The 18,886-nt window shown below is 66.6% G+C and carries 17 protein-coding genes; 16 read left to right on the top strand and 1 reads right to left on the bottom strand.

Annotated elements, in window-relative coordinates; genetic code table 11:
* The first annotated feature begins 5 nt into the window (after positions 1 to 5).
* Positions 6 to 932 carry an ectoine hydroxylase gene (gene thpD / locus ASE30_RS08065; RefSeq protein WP_057283781.1) on the top strand — a complete coding sequence of 309 codons (927 nt, stop codon included), beginning with the start codon at positions 6 to 8 and terminating at the stop codon, positions 930 to 932.
* A 170-nt stretch (positions 933 to 1,102) separates the two neighbouring features.
* Positions 1,103 to 1,975: an MOSC domain-containing protein gene (locus ASE30_RS08060; RefSeq protein ID WP_057283780.1), complete on the top strand. Its 873-nt coding sequence runs from the start codon at positions 1,103 to 1,105 to the stop codon at positions 1,973 to 1,975.
* Positions 1,976 to 1,995: 20 nt separating this feature from the next.
* On the opposite strand, the gene sugE is transcribed toward ASE30_RS08060, so the two are convergent.
* Positions 1,996 to 2,313, bottom strand: a complete 318-nt coding sequence (gene sugE, locus ASE30_RS08055) for a quaternary ammonium compound efflux SMR transporter SugE (protein ID WP_057283779.1) — start codon at positions 2,311 to 2,313, stop codon at positions 1,996 to 1,998.
* A gap of 211 nt (positions 2,314 to 2,524) precedes the next feature.
* Between sugE and panD the strand changes: the two genes are divergently transcribed.
* The 14 genes from panD (at position 2,525) to ASE30_RS07985 (ending at position 18,880) form a co-directional block, all read left to right on the top strand.
* The gene (panD, locus tag ASE30_RS08050; RefSeq protein WP_006224022.1) at positions 2,525 to 2,893 is read left to right on the top strand and encodes an aspartate 1-decarboxylase; all 369 of its coding nucleotides are present in this window, start codon (positions 2,525 to 2,527) and stop codon (positions 2,891 to 2,893) included.
* Positions 2,894 to 2,962: 69 nt separating this feature from the next.
* Positions 2,963 to 4,009: a CDP-6-deoxy-delta-3,4-glucoseen reductase gene (locus ASE30_RS08045; protein WP_057283820.1), complete on the top strand. Its 1,047-nt coding sequence runs from the start codon at positions 2,963 to 2,965 to the stop codon at positions 4,007 to 4,009.
* A gap of 180 nt (positions 4,010 to 4,189) precedes the next feature.
* Positions 4,190 to 5,446 carry a D-amino acid dehydrogenase gene (locus tag ASE30_RS08040; protein ID WP_057283778.1) on the top strand — a complete coding sequence of 419 codons (1,257 nt, stop codon included), beginning with the start codon at positions 4,190 to 4,192 and terminating at the stop codon, positions 5,444 to 5,446.
* A 4-nt stretch (positions 5,447 to 5,450) separates the two neighbouring features.
* Positions 5,451 to 6,797 carry an extracellular solute-binding protein gene (locus ASE30_RS08035; protein WP_057283777.1) on the top strand — a complete coding sequence of 449 codons (1,347 nt, stop codon included), beginning with the start codon at positions 5,451 to 5,453 and terminating at the stop codon, positions 6,795 to 6,797.
* A gap of 206 nt (positions 6,798 to 7,003) precedes the next feature.
* Positions 7,004 to 7,888, top strand: a complete 885-nt coding sequence (locus ASE30_RS08030; protein ID WP_057283776.1) for a TcpQ domain-containing protein — start codon at positions 7,004 to 7,006, stop codon at positions 7,886 to 7,888.
* Entirely contained in the window at positions 7,885 to 9,474 is a 1,590-nt protein-coding gene (locus tag ASE30_RS08025) for a hypothetical protein (protein WP_057283775.1), read from the top strand. Before ASE30_RS08030 ends, ASE30_RS08025 begins: the two co-directional genes overlap by 4 nt.
* A gap of 2 nt (positions 9,475 to 9,476) precedes the next feature.
* Complete coding sequence (locus ASE30_RS08020; RefSeq protein WP_235515215.1) at positions 9,477 to 10,814, top strand: hypothetical protein; 1,338 nt, start codon at positions 9,477 to 9,479, stop codon at positions 10,812 to 10,814.
* Positions 10,801 to 11,295 (top strand): hypothetical protein, encoded by a 495-nt coding sequence (locus ASE30_RS08015; RefSeq protein WP_057283774.1) that lies wholly within the window; start codon positions 10,801 to 10,803, stop codon positions 11,293 to 11,295. Before ASE30_RS08020 ends, ASE30_RS08015 begins: the two co-directional genes overlap by 14 nt.
* Positions 11,292 to 13,019, top strand: coding sequence for an ATPase, T2SS/T4P/T4SS family (locus ASE30_RS08010; RefSeq protein ID WP_057283773.1), 1,728 nt, complete (start codon positions 11,292 to 11,294; stop codon positions 13,017 to 13,019). Before ASE30_RS08015 ends, ASE30_RS08010 begins: the two co-directional genes overlap by 4 nt.
* Positions 13,012 to 14,148, top strand: coding sequence for a hypothetical protein (locus ASE30_RS08005; protein WP_057283772.1), 1,137 nt, complete (start codon positions 13,012 to 13,014; stop codon positions 14,146 to 14,148). Before ASE30_RS08010 ends, ASE30_RS08005 begins: the two co-directional genes overlap by 8 nt.
* A 54-nt stretch (positions 14,149 to 14,202) precedes the next feature.
* A complete protein-coding gene (locus ASE30_RS08000) occupies positions 14,203 to 14,820 on the top strand; it encodes a type 4 pilus major pilin (RefSeq protein ID WP_057283771.1) in 618 nt (205 codons plus the stop codon).
* On the top strand, positions 14,817 to 15,893 hold the full coding sequence (locus ASE30_RS07995; RefSeq protein WP_057283770.1) for a hypothetical protein: 1,077 nt from the start codon (positions 14,817 to 14,819) through the stop codon (positions 15,891 to 15,893). Before ASE30_RS08000 ends, ASE30_RS07995 begins: the two co-directional genes overlap by 4 nt.
* Before the next feature lie 93 nt (positions 15,894 to 15,986).
* Positions 15,987 to 18,611: an alanine--tRNA ligase gene (alaS, locus tag ASE30_RS07990; protein WP_057283769.1), complete on the top strand. Its 2,625-nt coding sequence runs from the start codon at positions 15,987 to 15,989 to the stop codon at positions 18,609 to 18,611.
* The gene (locus tag ASE30_RS07985; RefSeq protein ID WP_057283768.1) at positions 18,611 to 18,880 is read left to right on the top strand and encodes a sulfurtransferase TusA family protein; all 270 of its coding nucleotides are present in this window, start codon (positions 18,611 to 18,613) and stop codon (positions 18,878 to 18,880) included. The genes alaS and ASE30_RS07985 overlap by 1 nt, the downstream gene beginning before the upstream one ends.
* The last annotated feature ends 6 nt before the right edge of the window (positions 18,881 to 18,886 follow it).

The raw sequence follows: 18,886 nt of genomic DNA, 5'->3' as shown, positions 1-18,886 counted from the left end.
TTCGTATGATTTCACCTGCACAGGATCCGTACGCCTCGCGCACGGATCGAAGCTCCGCCATCATCTCCCGTCAGGATCCGGTGGTTTACGAGGATGGCAAGTACGCCAACGCCTTGAGCGGCGAGCAAGTCGGCCAATATGAGCGCGATGGTTTTCTGCTGCTGGAAAACCTGTTCTCGGAAGACGAGATCCGCGCGCTGTCGGCCGAAGTCGAGCGCATGACGCGCGATCCGTCCATCGTCCGGCGCGAAGAGTCCATCACCGAGCCCGGCAGCAATGCCGTGCGGTCCATTTTCATGGTGCATGTGCTCAATCCCATGCTGTCGCGCCTGGTGCGCGATCCCCGGCTGGTCAACGTGGCGCGCCAGATCCTCGGGTCCGAGGTCTATATCCATCAGTCTCGTGCCAACATGAAGCCGGGCTTCAAGGGCAAGGAGTTCTACTGGCACTCCGACTTCGAGACGTGGCACGTCGAGGACGGCATGCCTTCGATGCGCGCGCTCAGTTGCTCGGTGCTGCTGACCGACAACAATGACTGCAATGGCCCGCTGATGCTGGTTCCCGGATCGCACCGGCAGTTCATTTCGTGCGTGGGCGAGACCCCGAACGAGCACTACAAGCAGTCGCTGAAGAAGCAGGAATACGGCGTGCCGGATCCCGTCAGCCTGCAGCTGCTGGTGGAGCAGGGCGGCATCCGCTCGATGACGGCCAAGGCCGGCTCGGTGGTGTTTTTCGACTGCAACACCATGCATGGTTCGAACAGCAATATATCGCCGTGGCCGCGCGCCAATGTCTTCATGGTCTACAACAGCATGGAGAACACACTGAACCCGCCCAAGTACGGGCTGACGCCGCGTCCCGAACATATCGCGACGCGCAAGGGGTTCAAGGCGGCCACGCCGCTGGACACCTTGAAGCTGGTGGGAAGCTGATACGGACGTACGTCCTGCAAACCCGGGTCACAGGCCCGGGTTTTTTTATCCAGCCGCCCAGGTCCGCGGCCATGCATGCACCGTGGCGCGTGACGGCCGCCGGGGTGGTGCCGTGGCAGGCGCATTTCTTGTATTCTCTGCGGCATTCCCAACGTTGAGTCCACGCCGCCATGTCCGCCCGCATCCTCAGCCTGCACATCTATCCGATCAAATCCTGCGCAGGCATCGACCTGGGTGAATCCCCCATCGACCGCGCCGGCCTGGCCCAGGACCGGCGCTGGATGCTGATCGGCGCCGACGGGAAGTTCATGACGCAGCGCCAATGGCCGTCCATGGCGCTGATACGTACCGCCCTCGACGCCGAAGCGCTGCGCGTGTCGGCGCCCGGCATGCCGGACCTGGACGTCGCCCTGGACGGATCCGGCCTGGAGCCGGGGGCGGAAACCGTGGACGTATGGAGCGACACCATTTCCGCCCGACGCGAAAGCGCGGCGGCAGGGCAGTGGTTCACGGATTTCCTCAAGACGCCCTGCCGGCTGCTCAAGGTCGACGTCCAGGCGCAGCGGACCGCCAAGCCCGACTGGGTGTCGCGCTGGGCGGACGCGCATCCCGACCTGGCCGACGCATTCGCCGGGAGCCATCACTTTGGCTTTGCCGACGGATTTCCGCTGCTGGTGGCCAACCAGGCGTCGCTGGATGACCTGAACGCCCGGCTGCGCGCCAAGGGCGAGCCGCCGGTTCCGATGGACCGTTTCCGGCCCAACATCGTGGTCGAGGGCGAATGGGAAGCCTACGACGAAGACCACACCGCCATGATCACCGTGGCGGACGTGCGGATGGCGTTCGTCAAGCCCTGCACCCGGTGCTCGATTCCCGATATCGACCAGCGCACGGCGCGGCAGCACGACGAGCCGGGCCGCACGCTCGCGGGCTACCGTAATCTGGATATCGGGGTGGTGTTCGGCCAGAATGCCATTCTGGACGCGCCGGCGGGGGCGCGGCTGAAGGTGGGCGACGCGGTCGAGATCGAACTGGATTTCTGACCCGCCGCCCGGCCCGGGCCTCAGGGCGAAGACAGCTTCAGCCCAACCAGGCCCAGCACGATCAGGGCGACGCTGGCGATGCGCAGCCAGCTCGTCGATTCCCCGAACAGCACGATGCCCGCCACGAAGGCGCCGACCGTGCCGATACCTACCCACACGGCGTAGGCGGTGCCCAGGGGCAGGGTTTTCATGGCAAGGGCAAGCAGCCAGAAACTGATGGCCATGCCGCCCGCGGTAATCAGGGACGGCCAAAGACGGGTGAACCCGTGGGTGTATTTCAGGCCGACGGCCCAGACGATTTCGAACAGGCCTGCCAGTACCAGGATGATCCAGGTCATGCGCGACTCCCTTGCTTGCGGTGCCGGCAGGGCGCCGGCACATACAGGGGTCGTCCCCGGAAAAAGCGCCAGCCGTTTGACTGTGCGCAGCAGCGGGCCGTCCCGTTGCGGCAAAAATTATAGAATACCGGCTTTCGGCGGCAAAACCGGGTGCCGCGTATCAACTCTTGCAACACTTCGCGTTCCGGGCCGCGAAACCAGGATATTTTTTATGCAACGCATCATGCTGCGGGCAAAGCTGCACCGCGTCACGGTCACCGAAGCCGACCTCCACTACGAGGGTTCTTGCGGCATCGACGAAGACCTGCTGGACGCTGCCGGCATGCGCGAGTTCGAACGCATCGAACTCTATAACGTCACCAATGGCGAACGTTTCGACACCTACATCATCAAGGCTGCCCGCGGCAGCGGCGCCATTTCGTTGAACGGCGCGGCCGCGCGCCGGGCCCAGGTGGGCGATCTGCTGATCATCTGCACCTATGGCCCGATGTCGGAAGCCGATTCGGCCACGCACAAGCCGCAAGTCGTGCTGGTGGACGATGCGAACCGCGTCAAGGAAATCCGCAAGTTCCCGGCTTGACGCCGGGCCGGGCGGAGCGCCATTCCGGCCATGCCGGCAGGCGCTTCGTCGACTCTGAACCGTTTCATCATGAGCTTCCAGGTCATCATCCAACCCAGCAAGCATCAATTTCCGGTCGAGCCCGGCCAGACCGTGCTCGACGCCGCGCTGGCGGCAGGCATTGTGCTGCCCTATAGCTGTCGCAACGGCGCGTGCTCCACGTGCAAGGGCAAAGTGGTGTCCGGAGACTACGACGCCGGCCAGTATCCCGCGCAGATACTCTCGCCCGAAGAACTGGCCGACGGCTATACGCTGTTTTGCCAGGCGCGGCCCGAGTCCGATCTGGTGGTCGAATCCACCGAGGTCCGGCTGGCCAGCGATATCCAGATCCGCAAGCTGCCGTCGCGCGTGCAGACGCTGGAACGCGTGGCGCCCGATGTCACGGTGCTCAAACTGCAGTTGCCGGCGTCCGAGCAGTTCCGCTACTACGCGGGGCAGTATGTGGAAGTCATCCTGAAGGACGGCCGCCGCCGCAGCTACTCGATGGCAGGCGCGCCGCACACCGGCAGCCCCCTGGAGCTGCACATCCGCCACATGCCCGGCGGCCTGTTCACCGACCACGTCTTCGGCGCAGGCGACACGCAGATGAAAGAGCGCGAGATCCTGCGCCTCGAAGGGCCGTTCGGTTCGTTCTTCCTGCGTGAAGACAGCGACAAGCCCATCGTGCTGCTTGCCAGCGGCACCGGTTTCGCGCCGGTCAAGGCGATCGTGGAACACATGATCCACGAGAACATTGCCCGCCCGGTCACGCTCTACTGGGGCGGCCGCCGTCCCCAAGACCTCTACATGCACGCGCTGGCGCAATCCTGGTCCGGGCTGCTGCCGAACTTCAGCTACGTGCCCGTCGTTTCCAATGCCTTGCAGGAAGACGGCTGGACCGGCCGCACCGGATTTGTCCACGAAGCCGTCATGGCCGATATCCCCGATCTGTCGGGCCATCAGGTCTATGCCTGCGGCACGCCGTTGATGGTGGATGCGGCGCGGCGCGAGTTCAGCGTGCAGAATGCCCTGCCGCCGGAAGAGTTCTACGCGGACGCCTTCACGTCCGAAGCCGACCTGGCGAAAGCCGCGTCGTAAGTAACATGAGATAAGCGGAAGGGGCGGAACGCATGAACCTGAAAAGGTCTGTGACTTCCGCCCCTTTTTATTACTTAGGCGGCGGCAAAGCGGCGGGGTAAACTGCTTTGGCGGCGGCTTGCCAGGGGGCGCGGACATCGGGTCCACGAACGGAACTGGCGTGCAAGGAGCAATGCGGGCATGAAAGTAGCGGTATTGGGTAGCGGCATTATCGGCATCTCCAGCGCCTGGTGGCTAAGCCAGGCGGGCCACGACGTCGTGGTCATAGATCGCTGCACCGGTCCCGCACAGGAAACCAGCCTGGCCAATGGCGCGCAGATTTCCGTGTCCTATGCCGAGCCCTGGGCCAACCCGCAGGCGCCGCTCAAGCTGCTCAAATGGATGTTCCGGGACGACGCGCCCCTGCTGTTCCGGCCCCAACTGGACTGGCGGCAATGGATGTGGGGCCTGGCGTTCCTGCGCGAATGCCTGCCCGGCCGCCTAGCTCCGAACATCCGCGCCATGGTCCGCATGGCGGAATACAGCCGCGCCACCTTGCGCGGCATGCGCGCGGATCTGGGCATCCAATATGACCACCTCGAACGCGGCATCCTCAATTTCTACCGCGATCCCCACGAATTCGAAAACTCGCAGCGCGCCGCTGGCCTGATGCGCGATTTCGGCGTCGAGCGCCGCGTCGTCTCCGCCGACGAAGTCGTTGCGATCGAGCCCGCGCTGGCGCCGCATCGCCGAACCATCGTCGGGGGCGACTACACGCCCGAGGACGAAAGCGGGGACGTGCATCTGTTCACTGTGGCGCTGGCCGAACGCTGCGCGCGCGCGGGTGTCGAGTTCCGCTACAGCACGCGCGCGACGCGGCTCCTGACCACCGGGGGCACCGTGACGGGCGTGGAACTCATCGAGCCCGACGGGCAGTACGCCACGCTGGCGGCCGATGCCTATGTGGTGGCGATGGGCAGCTTCAGCCCCGCATTGCTGCGTCCCCTGGGCATCCCCTGCAACGTCTATCCGGCCAAGGGATATTCGGCGACGTTCCCGGTCCTGAATCCCGCCGCCACGCCGACGGTCAGCCTCACGGACAGCAGCCACAAGGTCGTCTTCTCGCGACTGGGCGACAGGCTGCGCATGGCGGGCACCGCGGAACTTTCCGGCTATTCCCGCGGCCTCAATACGGGCCGTTGCGAAGCCATGACGCGCCTGGCGCGTGAACTCTTTCCCGACGCGCTCGATTTCGGGCGTGTCAGCTATTGGGCGGGCTTGCGCCCGTCCACCCCCTCGAACGTGCCCATCATCGGCCGTAGCCGTATCCCCAATTTGTATATCAATACAGGACACGGTACGCTTGGCTGGACGATGGGTGTTGGCTCGGGCCGGGCATTGGCCGATCTGCTCAGTGGACGGCGGCCAGAACCGGAATTCCCTTTTCTTGGTCTGTGAACCTATGAAGAAACTGCAATTGGCGGGCGTTGCCCGCGCGATGTTCGCCAGCCGGCGCGCATGGGTATTTGGCGCCGCCATGGCGATGGCCGGCGCGGCGCATGCCGCGCCCGTCGAGATCCAGGTCTGGCACACACTGTCCGACGCTAACAAGGCAGAGTTTGAAAAGCTCGCCAAGCAATACAACAAGGAACAGGACGACGTCCGCGTCACGCTGCGCGGCTTTGCGTCGCCCAACGCCCTCCAACAGGAGGCCGTGTCCGCGGTCAAGGCCAAGAAGGGCCCGAACCTGCTGCAGTTGAACGACAACCACTCGCCCGAAGTCGTGGCCCAGCACAAGGCGGTGCTTCCGCTGTACGAATTGCTGGCCAAGTACCCGATCAAGGACCTGAACTGGTTCATCCCCGCCACCAGCAGCTTCACCCGCGACAGCAAGGGTCGCCTGCTGGCCTTCCCCTGGATGGCCGAAGTGCCGGTGATGTTCTACAACACCGCCGCCTACAAGAAGGCCGGCCTGGATCCCAACAAGCCGGCCCGCACCTGGACCGGCCTGCAGGCCGAATTGCTCAAGCTGCGCGACGTGGCTGATATCGATTGCCCCTACGCTTCCAGCGATCAGGTCGCGGTCCACCTCGAGAACCTGGCGCCGGTCAACAATCAGCAGTTCACCAGCAATAACAATGGCCTTGACGCCGTCAGCAAGAAGTCTGCCGCGCCCGCCATGCAGTTCGACACGCTCTACATGCGCCACATCTCGATGATGGTGAGCTGGAAGCGTTCGCTGCTGTTCATGGCGTACTCCGGCGACAACGCCAGCGACAAGCTGTTCGCCAAGGGCGAATGTGCGGTGCTGACGGCCAACTCGGGCGCGTTCGGTCAGTTCCTTGCCACCAAGTCGCTGTCGTTCGGCGTGGCGCCCCTGCCTTACTACGACCAGGCCACCAAGGAAGGCGGCAAGCCGTTCGTGAGCGGTTCGGCATTGTGGGCGCTCGACGGCCACCCCAAGGACCAGGAAAAAGCCACCGCTCAGTTCCTGGCCTGGCTCTCCAAGCCGGTTGTCGCCGCCGAATGGCACCAGCGCACCGGTTATCTGCCGCTGACCGAAGCCGCTTTCCGTGCGTCCGATGTTTCGTTCTACAGCCGCATCCCGGGCGCCCAGACGCTGATCGCTTCCATGAGCGCCAAGCCGGTGGCCAACAGCCGCGGGTTCCGCATGGCCAACTACGAACGCATCGAGCCCGTGCTGAACAAGGAGCTCACCGATGCCTTCGAAGGCAAGGTGCCCCCGGTCGCGGCCTTGAACAACGCCGCCTCGCAGGCGCGCAGCATCGCGGCGCAACCGCAACGCTGATCGCCACGGCGCGCCGCTGACGCGCCACGCGTTTTCCGCGAAAGCCCGGTCTCTGGACCGGGCTTTTTTTTCGTCGGCCGATCCCTTGCCGGCGGCATGGATCAATCCATCCATGCGTACATGCCAGTCTGGCGGCAGCGCAAGCTCTCACCCACCATGCCTCTCATGCGTGTCGCTCCCGATGCGCCCTTTGTTTGCGGTGAGGCATGGTACGAATCTTCTTCCTGGCGGCCGGGCTGTCCTGCCTGGGCGCATGCACGTGGTCCGGGCCAGGCGCGGGCGGGCCGCCGTGGGCCGCCAGTCCGCCCGCGCAAGGCTTCCGCTTCGACTGGCAACTGTCCGGTGATCCCGCCGTCGCGCCCTTGCAGGTGTTCGACGACGGCCGCGAAACCTGGCTGCAGTTCGTGCCGGGCCAGCCCCTGCCCGCGATCTTCGGCGTGGGCAGCGACGGCGAGCGCGCCTTGCCCTATGTGCGCCGCGATCCCTACGTGGTGGTCGCAGGCGCCTGGAAAGGCCTGTCCTTTCGAGGCGGGCGGCTGACGGCCAAAGCGCAGCGGGCACAGTCCGCCGAACCGGGTCCGGCGCAAGAGGCAGAATCGGAACGCCGCGCCGGCGACACCACCGCCGGCAGGCAAGATGCCGCCCCTGGCATGGCGCCGAATCCGGCATCGTCCGGGGCGCCGGGGCATGAATCCCCAGGCCGCCTTCCCGCCGATGCCGTCATCGCGGGCGGCTCCCCCGCGCGCACGCCGCCCACGGACGCCGTTCCGGCCGCGTCCGCCGCCGCGCCTGTCGCGCCATTCCGCGCAGCGCCGCCGGACGCTACGCTGCGGGCCGTGCTGGCGCGTTGGGCCGACACGGCGGGCTGGACATTCCAGCCTCAGCATTGGGCCGTGGATGTGGACATCCCCCTGTCCGCCACCGCCGAATTCTCCGGCGACTTCAAATCCGCGGTGCGCGGGCTGCTGGGGGCCACCGAATTGGCGGACAGGCCGCTGCAACCGTGCTTCTACGGCAACCGCGTGCTGCGCGTCGTTCCCCTGGCCCAATCCTGCTCACGGGCAGCGGCGTCGCAAGGGGCCGCGGCATGAATCCCAGACTGCTTGTCTCCGCCGCGATGTCCTGCGTCCTGGGCGGCTGCGCGGTGTCGCAGCAGGTATCCGAGCTGCGCCGCACGGCCATCGGCAGACATGCCGATGTGGCCGCCCGTCATCAGGCCTTCGCCGACGGCCTGTCGGACCGCCAGGCGCGTCTTGACGCGCAAGAGGTGGCGGCTCCCTGGCTGGCGGGCAAGCCGCAGCCGCTCGCGCGCGAGGTCCTGCTGCCGCCCGCGCTTCGGGAAAATGTGCAAACCACGCTCATGCTCGCGGACGACGCCGACCTTCCCACGCTGGCCCAGCGCCTGACCGCCGCCACCGGCATCGCGGTGCGGGTTCGTCCGGATGCGCTGCTGCCTCAGGATCTGTTCCTGCCGCGCCTGGCCATCAGCGGGTCCTTGGCGCTTTCCGCTCCTGTCCGTATCGAGGTGCGCGCGGATCCGCAGCCGCTTGCCGATCTGCTGGACGCGTTGGCCGCGCGCTTTTCGGTCCATTGGCGCTACGAACACAACGCGCTGGAGTTCTACCGCACCGATACGCGCGTGTTTGACCTTCGGGCGCTGTCGCTGGCCAGCAAGGTCGACGTCAGGCTGGGCCGTTCAGGCAGCGCGGAAGGAGAGGGCTTCGAAAGCACTTCCAATACCTCCCTCTCTGCGGGTGAGCACAACGCGATGGCCATTCTGCGCGCCAGCATCCTGCCCTTCCTGACCCGGTCCGGCGTGATCGGAGATCCGGTGGATGGCGCCACCACGCTCGTCGTGACCGATACGCCAGAGGCCCTGGACCGGGTTGCCCGCTACCTCGAGCGCGAGAACAAGGCGCTCACCCGCCGCGTGCGCCTGGTATTCGAGGAAATAACCCTGATTGCCAACAGCGAGGCCTCGGGCGGCATCGACTGGAACGTCCTCTATGCCGCGGCGGGCGCTACCGCAAGGCTTGCCGTGCCCGGCGCATCGGGCACGGGCGCGGGGTTGTTTCAGGCGGCGGCCGGCAGGGGGGCGTTTCAGGGTTCGCAAGGCATCGTCTCCGCGCTCAGCACCATGGGCGCGGTCGTGCGGCACAGCAAGATTCCGGTCCTGACCTTGAACCGCCGGCCCGTCACGCATGCCGTCAGAACCACTTTCTCCTATATCGACCGCGTGCAAAGCACCGCGGTCCCAGGCATGACGTCCAGCGGCGCCAACGGGTCGCTGCCCGCCGTGTCCATCAGCCAGAAGGAAGAGACGGTCGGTTCGTTCCTGACGCTGTTGCCGGACATACAGGAAGACGGCCAGATCCTCTTGTCCATCGCCTATGACAATGCGGTTGCACAGCCCCTGAAGACCATCACCTTCGGAGAAAGCGCCAACCAGGTTCAGGTTCAGCAGATCACCATCGACGGCAGCGGCACCGTGCAGCAGATCGAACTGCGCCCCGGGCAGCCCGTCATCGTTTCCGGCTTCGACCGCAATCAGGATCAGCATGATCGCCAGCGGTTGGCGCCAGGGATGCCGCTGCTTGCCGGGGGCCTGGATAGCGCCGCGTCCGAACGCCTGACCACGCTGGTGCTCGTGACGGCCCAGGTCGAAGAAGGATACTGAGCGTGAACCGGGCCCCGCAGTTCTTCCTGCTTGAATGTCCGGGTTCGGGACGGATGCTGGCGTTCGGTCTGCGCTGGTTCGCGCTGATCGGATCCAACGTCCCCGCGCTGGCGCGTGCGCGCGGCCGGCGCTTGCGGGCGACGCATTACGTGGTGGGCGGCGTGCCCGCCACGGTGGCCGGCTATGGCCGGGCGCGTTTGGGATGGCGGTACCGCCGCCACGTCCCAGCTGGACGTCGGGCAGGCGCGGCCCCTCTGCAGGCGGCCGCGCAGTTGTTCGCGCTGTTGTATCCGGATGGCGGCCATAGCCTGGTGCATCTGCCAGACGGGCGGCATTGGCTCGTGGCGGCTCATGGCGGCGCGGTGATATCGCAGACGGATAGGGTATTTGGCTCGCTTGAGGCGGCGCAGCATGAACAGCGGGCCTTGCTTGCCCTGCGCCCGGCCTTGAAAGAGCACGCTTCGGACCAGGTATGGGCGGCTTTGCAGCAGGCGGCCGAGCCCGCTGCCCGGCTGACGGCGCTTCCTTCGCGCTGGGCCGAGCTGCCGTTGGCGTTGCGCTTGTTTCTGGCGTGCATGGTCTGCGCCGCCGTGGTTCCCCCCTTGTGGAACGGCACGGTCAGTCCGCTGCTCAGGAAACAACCCCCGACGCCCCAGCCGTCTCCAGTCCGTGATCCCGTCGCCGACGCCTACCAGGCCATGCTGCGCGGCACCGCCGCGCACGAGCCGGCCGCGTTGGGGCGCTTGCTGGCCGCCATGGGCAGGCTGCCCATACAGGTCAGGGGCTGGGCATTGCGCCGGGCGCAGTGCGACGCCGGCGCGCGGGAATGGAACTGTTCGGCAATCTACGCCAGGGCCCATCCGCTGGCTAACAATCATAGTCTGCACGCCTTGTTGCCAGCCGGCTGGCAAGTGTCGTTCAAACCGCTCGAAGAGGCCACGCTGGCTTGGCGCGTGGCATCGGGAACGTTACCGCTGGCCGACATCGCGCTGCCCTCCGCGCTGCACGTCGACACTCAGGTGGCGGGGGGATTGCAGGGCCTGCGCCCGGCTTTCGCATCGGTGGTGCTGTCGCCGCCGATTCCGCTGCTGCCGCGCATGGCCGCGCCCGCGCAAGCGGATGTTCCGCAGGCGGGCGCGGTGCGCATGGACCTGCCCGTCCTCAGGCGGCGGGCCTTGACCTTGCACGGGCCGCTGCGTTCGATGGCGCTCATGCCTGGGCCCGTTCCCGCCGCCCGGTGGTCCCGTCTGGTCGTGGACGTTCAGCCCCAGTTGCGGCCCAGCCTGACCGCCAGCGCGCTCGTTGCCGAATTGCAAGGAGATATCTATGAACAGGAATAGCCGTGGCATTTCCAGCCGGTCGGCCCTCGGACGGCTTTTGCTCGGTATCGCGTTGGCCGCTGGCGCAGCGGCCTGCCGGGCCCACGCCGCTTCGCCCCAGACACCGGAACCGCAGCCCTGGCCGGAAACCGAGACCGTGCTCACCTTGCTGCGGGCGGATGCCGCTGCCGCCCTTGCGGATTGCAGGGTGCCCGGCATTTGCGCACCCGGACGCGAATTCACCGCATCGGCTGCGCCGTCGGCGCGAACGCGGGACGACATCCGGGTCGCTGCGATATTCGGCACGGCCAGGAGCCTGAACGCCGACGTCGTCGTCAACGGCGCGTTGCTGCGTTATCGCGCGGGCCGCGCCGATCCCGTCGCGGGCTCGGCCACGATGGACGCCTATCGCCTGTTGTCCATTGATGGGGCCTGCGTGCGCCTGCACCGCGAGGGCCGCGACCATACCGCCTGCCTCGACGCAGGAGGCACCCGGCCATGATCTCGTCCTCCTTGAGTGCGGAGCCGGCCGTGCGCCCGCCCGAACTTCAATCACCGGAAGACATCGCGCGTCTGGATCCGGCGTTCGTTCGCGCGCTGGGCCGCGAATTCGATCTGGCCTCGCTGGCCGGCCGGCTGTGCCCGGTACTGCTGGAAGGGGGCGTAGCCGCGATCTTCACCGTGAGGGAGTACACGGTGGGCGACCAGATCGATGAAGTCGAACGCATGGTGAAGGCAGCTGGCCACCGCATGGCGCAACCCTCCCGCTATGTGCTCTCCGCGCCGCTCCTGCTGATGATCGCCCGCGGCCAGTTCCAGGCTCCGGGCCCGGGGCGCTGGACCAGAACGAGACAGGCGGAACGCGTCTCGGCGCTGGCCGCGCTGTTCCTTGACATCGTGCGCTGGGGAGTGGCCCAAGGCGCCAGCGACGTACACATCAATGTGAACCAGCGGCGCGACGCCGGCCACGTCCGTTACACGATCCACGGCGAGTACATCGGCACGGAGCGGTTCACGGGCCTGTCCAGTTCCACGCTGCTGGAGGTGCTGGCCGTGGCCTGGATGGACGTGCGCGGCGGCAACGGCGCGGTGTTCGATCCCGCGCTGGAACAGCAGGGGCGCATTGCGCTTGACGTGGACGCCGTTCCCATCGTGCTGCGCTGGGCATCGCTGGCCGCCGATGCGGGGCCTTCCGTGTGCCTGCGCATCCTGCGGCTGGACGCGGCCGTCGACGGCGACCTGCTTGCGCTGGGCTACCTGCCGGGGCAGGCCGAGACCTTGCTCAGGGCGCGCGAGCGCGACGGCGGCGCCATCGTGCTGGCTGGCGTCGTCGGTTCGGGCAAGTCCACCACCATCGCCGCGTTGATGCGCGGCATCGCGCCCACCCGCAAGGTCATCACGCTGGAAGACCCGGTGGAATACCACATTGGCAATGCCCTGCAGAATACGCTGGCGGGTGCCTTGGCGGATTCCGCGTGGCCCGCCCTGGATGCCAAGCTCAAGACCATCAAGCGATCGGCGATGAACGATCTGCTGATCGGCGAGATCCGGGATACCCATACCGGCCGCGCCTTCATGGATCTCGCCAGCTCGGGCGTCAGCCTGTATGCCACCACCCATTCAGGTTCGGCGGCCATGATTCCGGAGCGGCTGGCGTCGGATGCGATCGGCGTGTCGCGCGACTTCCTGGCGTCGCCCGGCATCCTGAAGCTGCTCGTCTACCAGACCTTGCTGCCACGGCTCTGCAATCGCTGCGCGCTGCCGGTGGACAGCCTTTGGAGCCAGGCCCAGAGGCATCGGTCGTCGGGCGCCACGCAGGACTGGCGGACGTGGGTGCGGGAAATGCAAAGGGCTTTCGAGCTCGATACCGATACGCTACGGGTCAGGAACGCAGCGGGATGCCCCGAATGCCGGCGTGCGCAATTGCCCGAGCTGAACGGCACGGTGGGCCGCTGCGTCGCCGCCGAAATGATCGAACCCGAACGCGCGCACGGATTTCTTGATTCGGTACGCAGGCGGGACAACCTGGGCTTGAAGAAGCAGGCCCAGGCGGCCGGCCCTGTAGCCTGGCGCGACGCGGCCACGGGCAGCGCGCGGGCGCTGGATTGCGCGCTGTACAAGGTCAGCCGCGGCGAAATCGATCCCCGGGCGCTCTTGCGCAGGTTCGACCTGCCCACGGCGCCGCCCGCCGGGGGCGTGGAACCGGCAGGGGGCGTGCATGGCTGATCCCACGCTGCGCCCATTCCCCTGGTCCCGCATCGTCGGCGCGGTTCCTCGTTCGCGGTTGGACGCGCTGCGCTTTCGCTCGCGCCGCGCGGACTACTACGAATATCTGGCCGACGTCGTCGAAGGCACGCAAGGGCGCAAGAGCCTGCGCGACATCTTCGACGACGACGCGCGCCGATACGGGCCGGATACCGTGCGCGGCCGCCTGTGCGGGCACTGGGCGTCGGCTTATCTCACTGCCGGCGGCGACTTGGGTGTTGCCTGGTCCGACACGCTGCCGTCCAGCGAATGCCAATTGCTCAGCTGCGTTCAGGAAGAGGGCGGGGACCTGGCCGCGGCACTGCGGGATCTGGCGCGCGCGGTCAGGCTGGCATCCGGCGCATGGAAGGCGCTGGTGTCGGCCGCCGCGACGGGCGTGGTGGCGGCAATGGTGGCTTTCGCGTTGCTTTGCGCCATTCCTTTTTTCACCGTGCCGCGGCTGCAGCAGGTGTTTCAGGCGGTGCCCGCGGATGACTACGCGCCCCTGACGCGCGCGCTGTTCGCGCTGGCAAACGGCTTGCGGCAATGGCTCGCGCTATGGGTGGTCCTGCTTTTCGGTGCGGCCCTGCTGAGTCTGTGGTCCTTGGCGAACCTCACCGGAGACATCAGGGCGGTTCTGGATCGCTGGCTGCTTTGGCGGTTGTACCGGGATTTTCAGGCGATCCGCTTTCTTTCGTTGCTGGCCGTGCTCATCCGGCAGCACGGAGCGGCCGACACCCGCTTGCGGTACGCGCTGTCCGTGCAGGCCCGCGATGCGCAGCCCTGGCTGCATGCGCACCTGCAGGCCATGCTGAGCCGTATCGACGCCGGCGCGAGCGGTCCCGAGATATTCGGCACGGGGCTGCTGGACCCCGAAACGTGGTGGTACATGGCCGACATGATGGATGCGCTAGGCGTGGAAACCGGCTTGGCTCGCGTGCGCCAGCGGGTCGAACTCCGGTTGCTGGATCGAGTGCGGCGGCAGGCGCTCGTGTTGCGCTGGTCGTTGCTGATCCTGTCCCTGGGAACCGTGCTGGGAATCACGCTCTGGCACTACGCGGTCATCGACGAGCTTCGTCAGGCACTGACCAACTTCTATGCCAGCCAATAGCCGGCCGGCCATCACGGCGCAGCCGCGCTGCGCCTTCATTCAAAAGAGGTAGCCATGCAAGGTCTTGATAGGTTCCGGTCCGGCGCGATGCGCCAACGGGGATTCTCGTTGATGGAGGTATCCATCGTCACCGCCATTGTCTTGTTGATCGCGATTGTCGGCATCCCGGCGATCGGCTCGTACGTCATTGAAAACAAGGTGCCCAAGGTGGGGGAAGAACTGCAGCGCTTCGTTGCCAGCATGAAAATCAATGCCCAGGGCGGCGGGGTCACGCCCTATACGGGGCTCGATACCGGCGCCCTGGCCAATGCGCTGCGCGATTCCACCGTGCTGGCCGTGCAGGGCTCGGGCACGACGGCCAGCGTTGCCCATGGCTTGGGTGGCAGTGGAACGGGCGGCAGCGGCACTGTCGGGGTCGAGCCTGTCGCCGTCGACGGCGCTGGCATGGGATCCGCGTTTACGCTCACGCTGACCAGCGTCAGCCACGCGGCCTGCCCCGCGCTCGCCTCGGTCCTGCAGCGGGTATCGGAGATCATTTCCATCACGGGAACCAGCGGCGCCAAGGTCGTCAAGGACACGATAGCCAAGCCCGGCGTGCCCTACCGCGCGGCGCAGGCGCAGGCCCAATGCAGCCAGGGCGACGTGAATACTTTCGTGTTCACCGCAAGATGAGCCGGCCTGACTGCGTGCCGGGCCGTCCCTTCCGCGCGGCCGCCGGCCAACGGCGGCAGGCGGGCTTCTCGTTGGCCGCCATGGCGCTGGCGCTGGCCATTGCCACCGCGGTCGCCATCTGGGCATCCAACGACGTGGTGCACCACATCGAGGCCGCCGCGGCCCGGTCGGCGGGCGTCTGGATGACCCAGGTCCGGGTGGCGGTAGCGGGCGTGCTGACGCGGCATTTCGACGTCATGGCCAAGGGCGAGGGGCCCGTCAACAGCCAAGGGCTTCCCTTGTTCGTGAACGCATTCCTGCCCACCCTGGCCGAATTGCGCAGCAACGGATACCTGCCCGGCGACTTTCCCAACCAGTCGGCCTTGGGCTTCGGCGCGGACATCAGGATTCTGCGGGCAACGGCGTGTCCCGGCGAGCCTTGCCGCATCGACGGCGTGGTCTATGCCGACAAGCCATTGCTTAAAAAAGGGACGCAGTTTACCGATCACATTGCCATGGCGTCCGTCATCGAGGCCGCGGGCGGCTACGGCGGCGCGGTATGGCCCGAGGCGCCTGCGTTACTGCGCGGAGCCGCGTACAGCTTTCCCAATCCCCTGGGTGCCGGCGCGCCGACGTATGCGGCGGGAACCCTGGCGCTGTGGGCTGGCGCGGGGGCGGGTAGCGGCCAGCCGGATATGAATCGCTACGTGAAAATGCGGGACACACGGGACCCCGACCTCCAGGGTTCGCTCTCGGTCGCCGGCAACGTGCACGCGGGCGGCTATGTGACGGTAGGCGCCCGAGAGACGCCGGGCCATTACTGCGGCGTCACATCGGGCGCGCTGGCCAGTTCCGCCCAGGGCGAGCTGCTGGCTTGCCAATCGGGGGTCTGGGCTCAGGCAAGCGGCGGGTTTGGCGGCGCGTACAGCATGAATTACCCGCTGGGCTGTTCCCATTTCACGGGCGTTTCCACCGCGAACCCGCGCACCGGCCAGTGTTCCTGCCCCGACGGGTACGCCAGTGTCATCGTGTCCGCAGGGGGCAAATGGACAGAAACCGAGGGGTGGACCACCGGTTACGTCTGCGTGCGGTAGCCCCCGGGGCAGTTCCGGGGCGGCGCCCCTTTTCCGCGGTTTTCCGCCAACCCTCTATAATCAACGATTCGCCTAAATTCTGCTTCATCCACGATGAAATCCTCCGAGATTCGCCAGCAGTTTCTGCAATTCTTCAAGTCCAAGGGACACACCATTGTTCCTTCGTCCTCGCTCGTCCCGGGCAACGACCCGACCTTGCTTTTCACCAATTCGGGCATGGTCCAGTTCAAGGACGTCTTCACGGGCAAGGAGTCGCGGTCGTATACGCGTGCCACCTCGTCGCAGCGCAGCGTGCGCGCCGGGGGCAAGCACAATGACCTGGAGAACGTGGGCTACACCGCCCGCCACCATACGTTCTTTGAAATGCTGGGCAATTTCAGCTTTGGCGACTACTTCAAGCGCGACGCCATCCAGTACGCCTGGGAATTGCTGACGCAGGTCTACAAGCTGCCCGCCGAAAAGCTCTGGGTCACCGTGTACCAGGAAGACGACGAGGCCTATGACATCTGGGCCAAGGAAGTCGGCGTGCCGGCCGAGCGCATCATCCGCATCGGCGACAACAAGGGCGCGCGCTACGCCTCCGACAACTTCTGGCAGATGGCCGACACCGGGCCTTGCGGTCCGTGCTCGGAAATCTTCTTCGACCACGGCCCCGAGATCTGGGGCGGCCCCCCGGGCTCGCCCGAAGAAGACGGCGACCGTTACATCGAGATCTGGAATCTGGTGTTCATGCAGTTCGAACGCGATGCGGCCGGCAACATGCCGCGCCTTCCGCGTCCCTGTGTGGATACCGGCATGGGCCTGGAACGCATCGCCGCCGTCCTGCAGGGCGTGCACTCCAATTACGAAATCGATCTCTTCCAGCACCTGATCACCGCCGCCGCGCGCGAAACGGGCATCAAGGACCTGGAAGACAACTCGCTCAAGGTCATCGCGGACCACATCCGCGCCTGCTCCTTCCTGATCGTCGACGGCGTGATCCCCAGCAACGAAGGCCGCGGCTATGTGCTGCGCCGTATCGTGCGCCGCGCGCTGCGCCATGGCTACAAGCTGGGCCAGACCAAGCCGTTCTTCCATCGCCTGGTGCCGGACCTCGTCGCCGAAATGGGCGAAGCCTATCCGGAACTGGCCGCCACGGCCGACCGCGTGGCCCAGGTGCTCAAGCAGGAAGAAGAGCGCTTCGGCGAAACCCTCGAGCACGGCATGCGCATCCTGGACACGGCCCTGGCCAATGTGCCCAAGGGCGGCGTGCTGGACGGCACCACGCTGTTCACCCTGTACGACACCTACGGTTTCCCCGTGGATCTCACCGCCGACATCTGCCGCGAGCGCGAAGTTGAAGTCGATATGGCTGGCTTCGAGGTCGCCATGGAGCGCCAACGCGACCAGGCCCGCGCCGCCGGCAAGTTCAAGATGGCCGAAGGCCTGAGCTACGAAGGCGCCGACACGCGCTTCGAAGGCTACGAAAAGCTGGAGCTGGACAACGTCAAGGTCACGGCGCTGTACGTCGACGGCACCCAGGTCCAGGAAGTGAAGGCCGGCCAGAGCGCCGTGGTCGTGCTGGATGCCACCCCGTTCTACGCGGAATCGGGCGGCCAGGTGGGTGATACCGGCCTGCTGGAAGCCGACGGCGTGCGCTTTGCCGTCGCCGACACCCTGAAGATCCAGGCCGGCGTGTTCGGCCACCACGGCGTCCTCGAATCCGGTTCGCTGTCGGTCGGCGACACCCTGCTGGCCCGCGTGGACGCGGTCCGCCGCGCCCGCACGGTCCGCAACCACTCCGCCACTCACCTGATGCACAAGGCGCTGCGCCAGGTGCTGGGCGCGCATGTGCAGCAGCGCGGTTCGCTGGTGGACCCCGACAAGACCCGTTTCGACTTCGCGCAGGACGCGCCGCTGACCGCGGAGCAGATCGCCCGCGTCGAGGCCATCGTCAACGCCGAGGTGCTGGCCAATCACCCCACGGTGGCCCAGGTCATGGCCTACGATGACGCCGTCAAGGGCGGCGCCATGGCGCTGTTCGGTGAAAAATACGGCGATACGGTGCGCGTGCTGGACATCGGTTTCTCGCGCGAACTCTGCGGCGGCACGCACGTCAGCCGCACGGGCGATATCGGCCTGTTCAAGATCGTTTCCGAGGGCGGCGTGGCCGCGGGTGTCCGCCGCATCGAAGCCATCACCGGCGACAACGCGCTGGCCTGGGTGCAGAACCAGAACGCCTTGCTGACCCAGGTCGCGGGCATGCTGCGCAGCACGCCGGCGGATTTGCCCGTCCGCATCGCGCAGGTCCAGGATCAGGTCAAGGCGCTCGAGAAAGAACTGGAACAATCGCGCAACAAGCTGGCTGCCAGCGCCGGCAATGATCTGGCTTCCAGCGCCGCCGTTGAGGTCAAGGGCATCAAGGTCCTGGCCGCCAGCATCGTCGACGTGGATCCCAAGGCGCTGCGCGGCATGGTCGACAACCTGAAGGACCGCCTGAAGCCGGCCGTGGTGCTGTTGGCTACCGGCTCCGCCGACGGCAAGATCAGCGTGGTGGGCGGCGTGACCGCCGACCTGACCGACCGCATCAAGGCCGGCGATCTGGTCGGCTTTGTCGCCAGCCAGGTAGGAGGCAAGGGGGGCGGCCGCCCTGATATGGCCATGGGCGGCGGCACGGACCTCGCGGCATTGCCCGCGGCGATCGCCGGCGTGCAGAAATGGGTGGACGAGCGTCTCTGATGAGCGGCGTGGATGCCAACCTGGATGCCGGCGCCCAGGCGCCGGCCTTCGAGCATCAGGTCGATGCCACTGGGCTGACCTGTCCCTTGCCTATCCTGCGGGCCAAGAAGGCACTGGCGCAGATGGAAAGCGGTCAGGTGTTGCGCGTCATCACCACCGACCGCACCGCCATCCGCGACTTCCAGGCCTTCGCGCGCCAAACCGGCAACGTGTTGGTCGCGCAGCAGGAGGCCGAAGGCCATTGCGTGCATTTCCTGCGCCGCCGCTAAGTCTGC

This window comes from Achromobacter sp. Root83 (assembly GCF_001428845.1).
In the GTDB taxonomy this organism is placed as follows: Bacteria; Pseudomonadota; Gammaproteobacteria; order Burkholderiales; family Burkholderiaceae_B; genus Achromobacter.
Note: the sequence above shows the minus strand (reverse complement) of the source record. Positions and strands in the feature narration are given on the sequence as shown.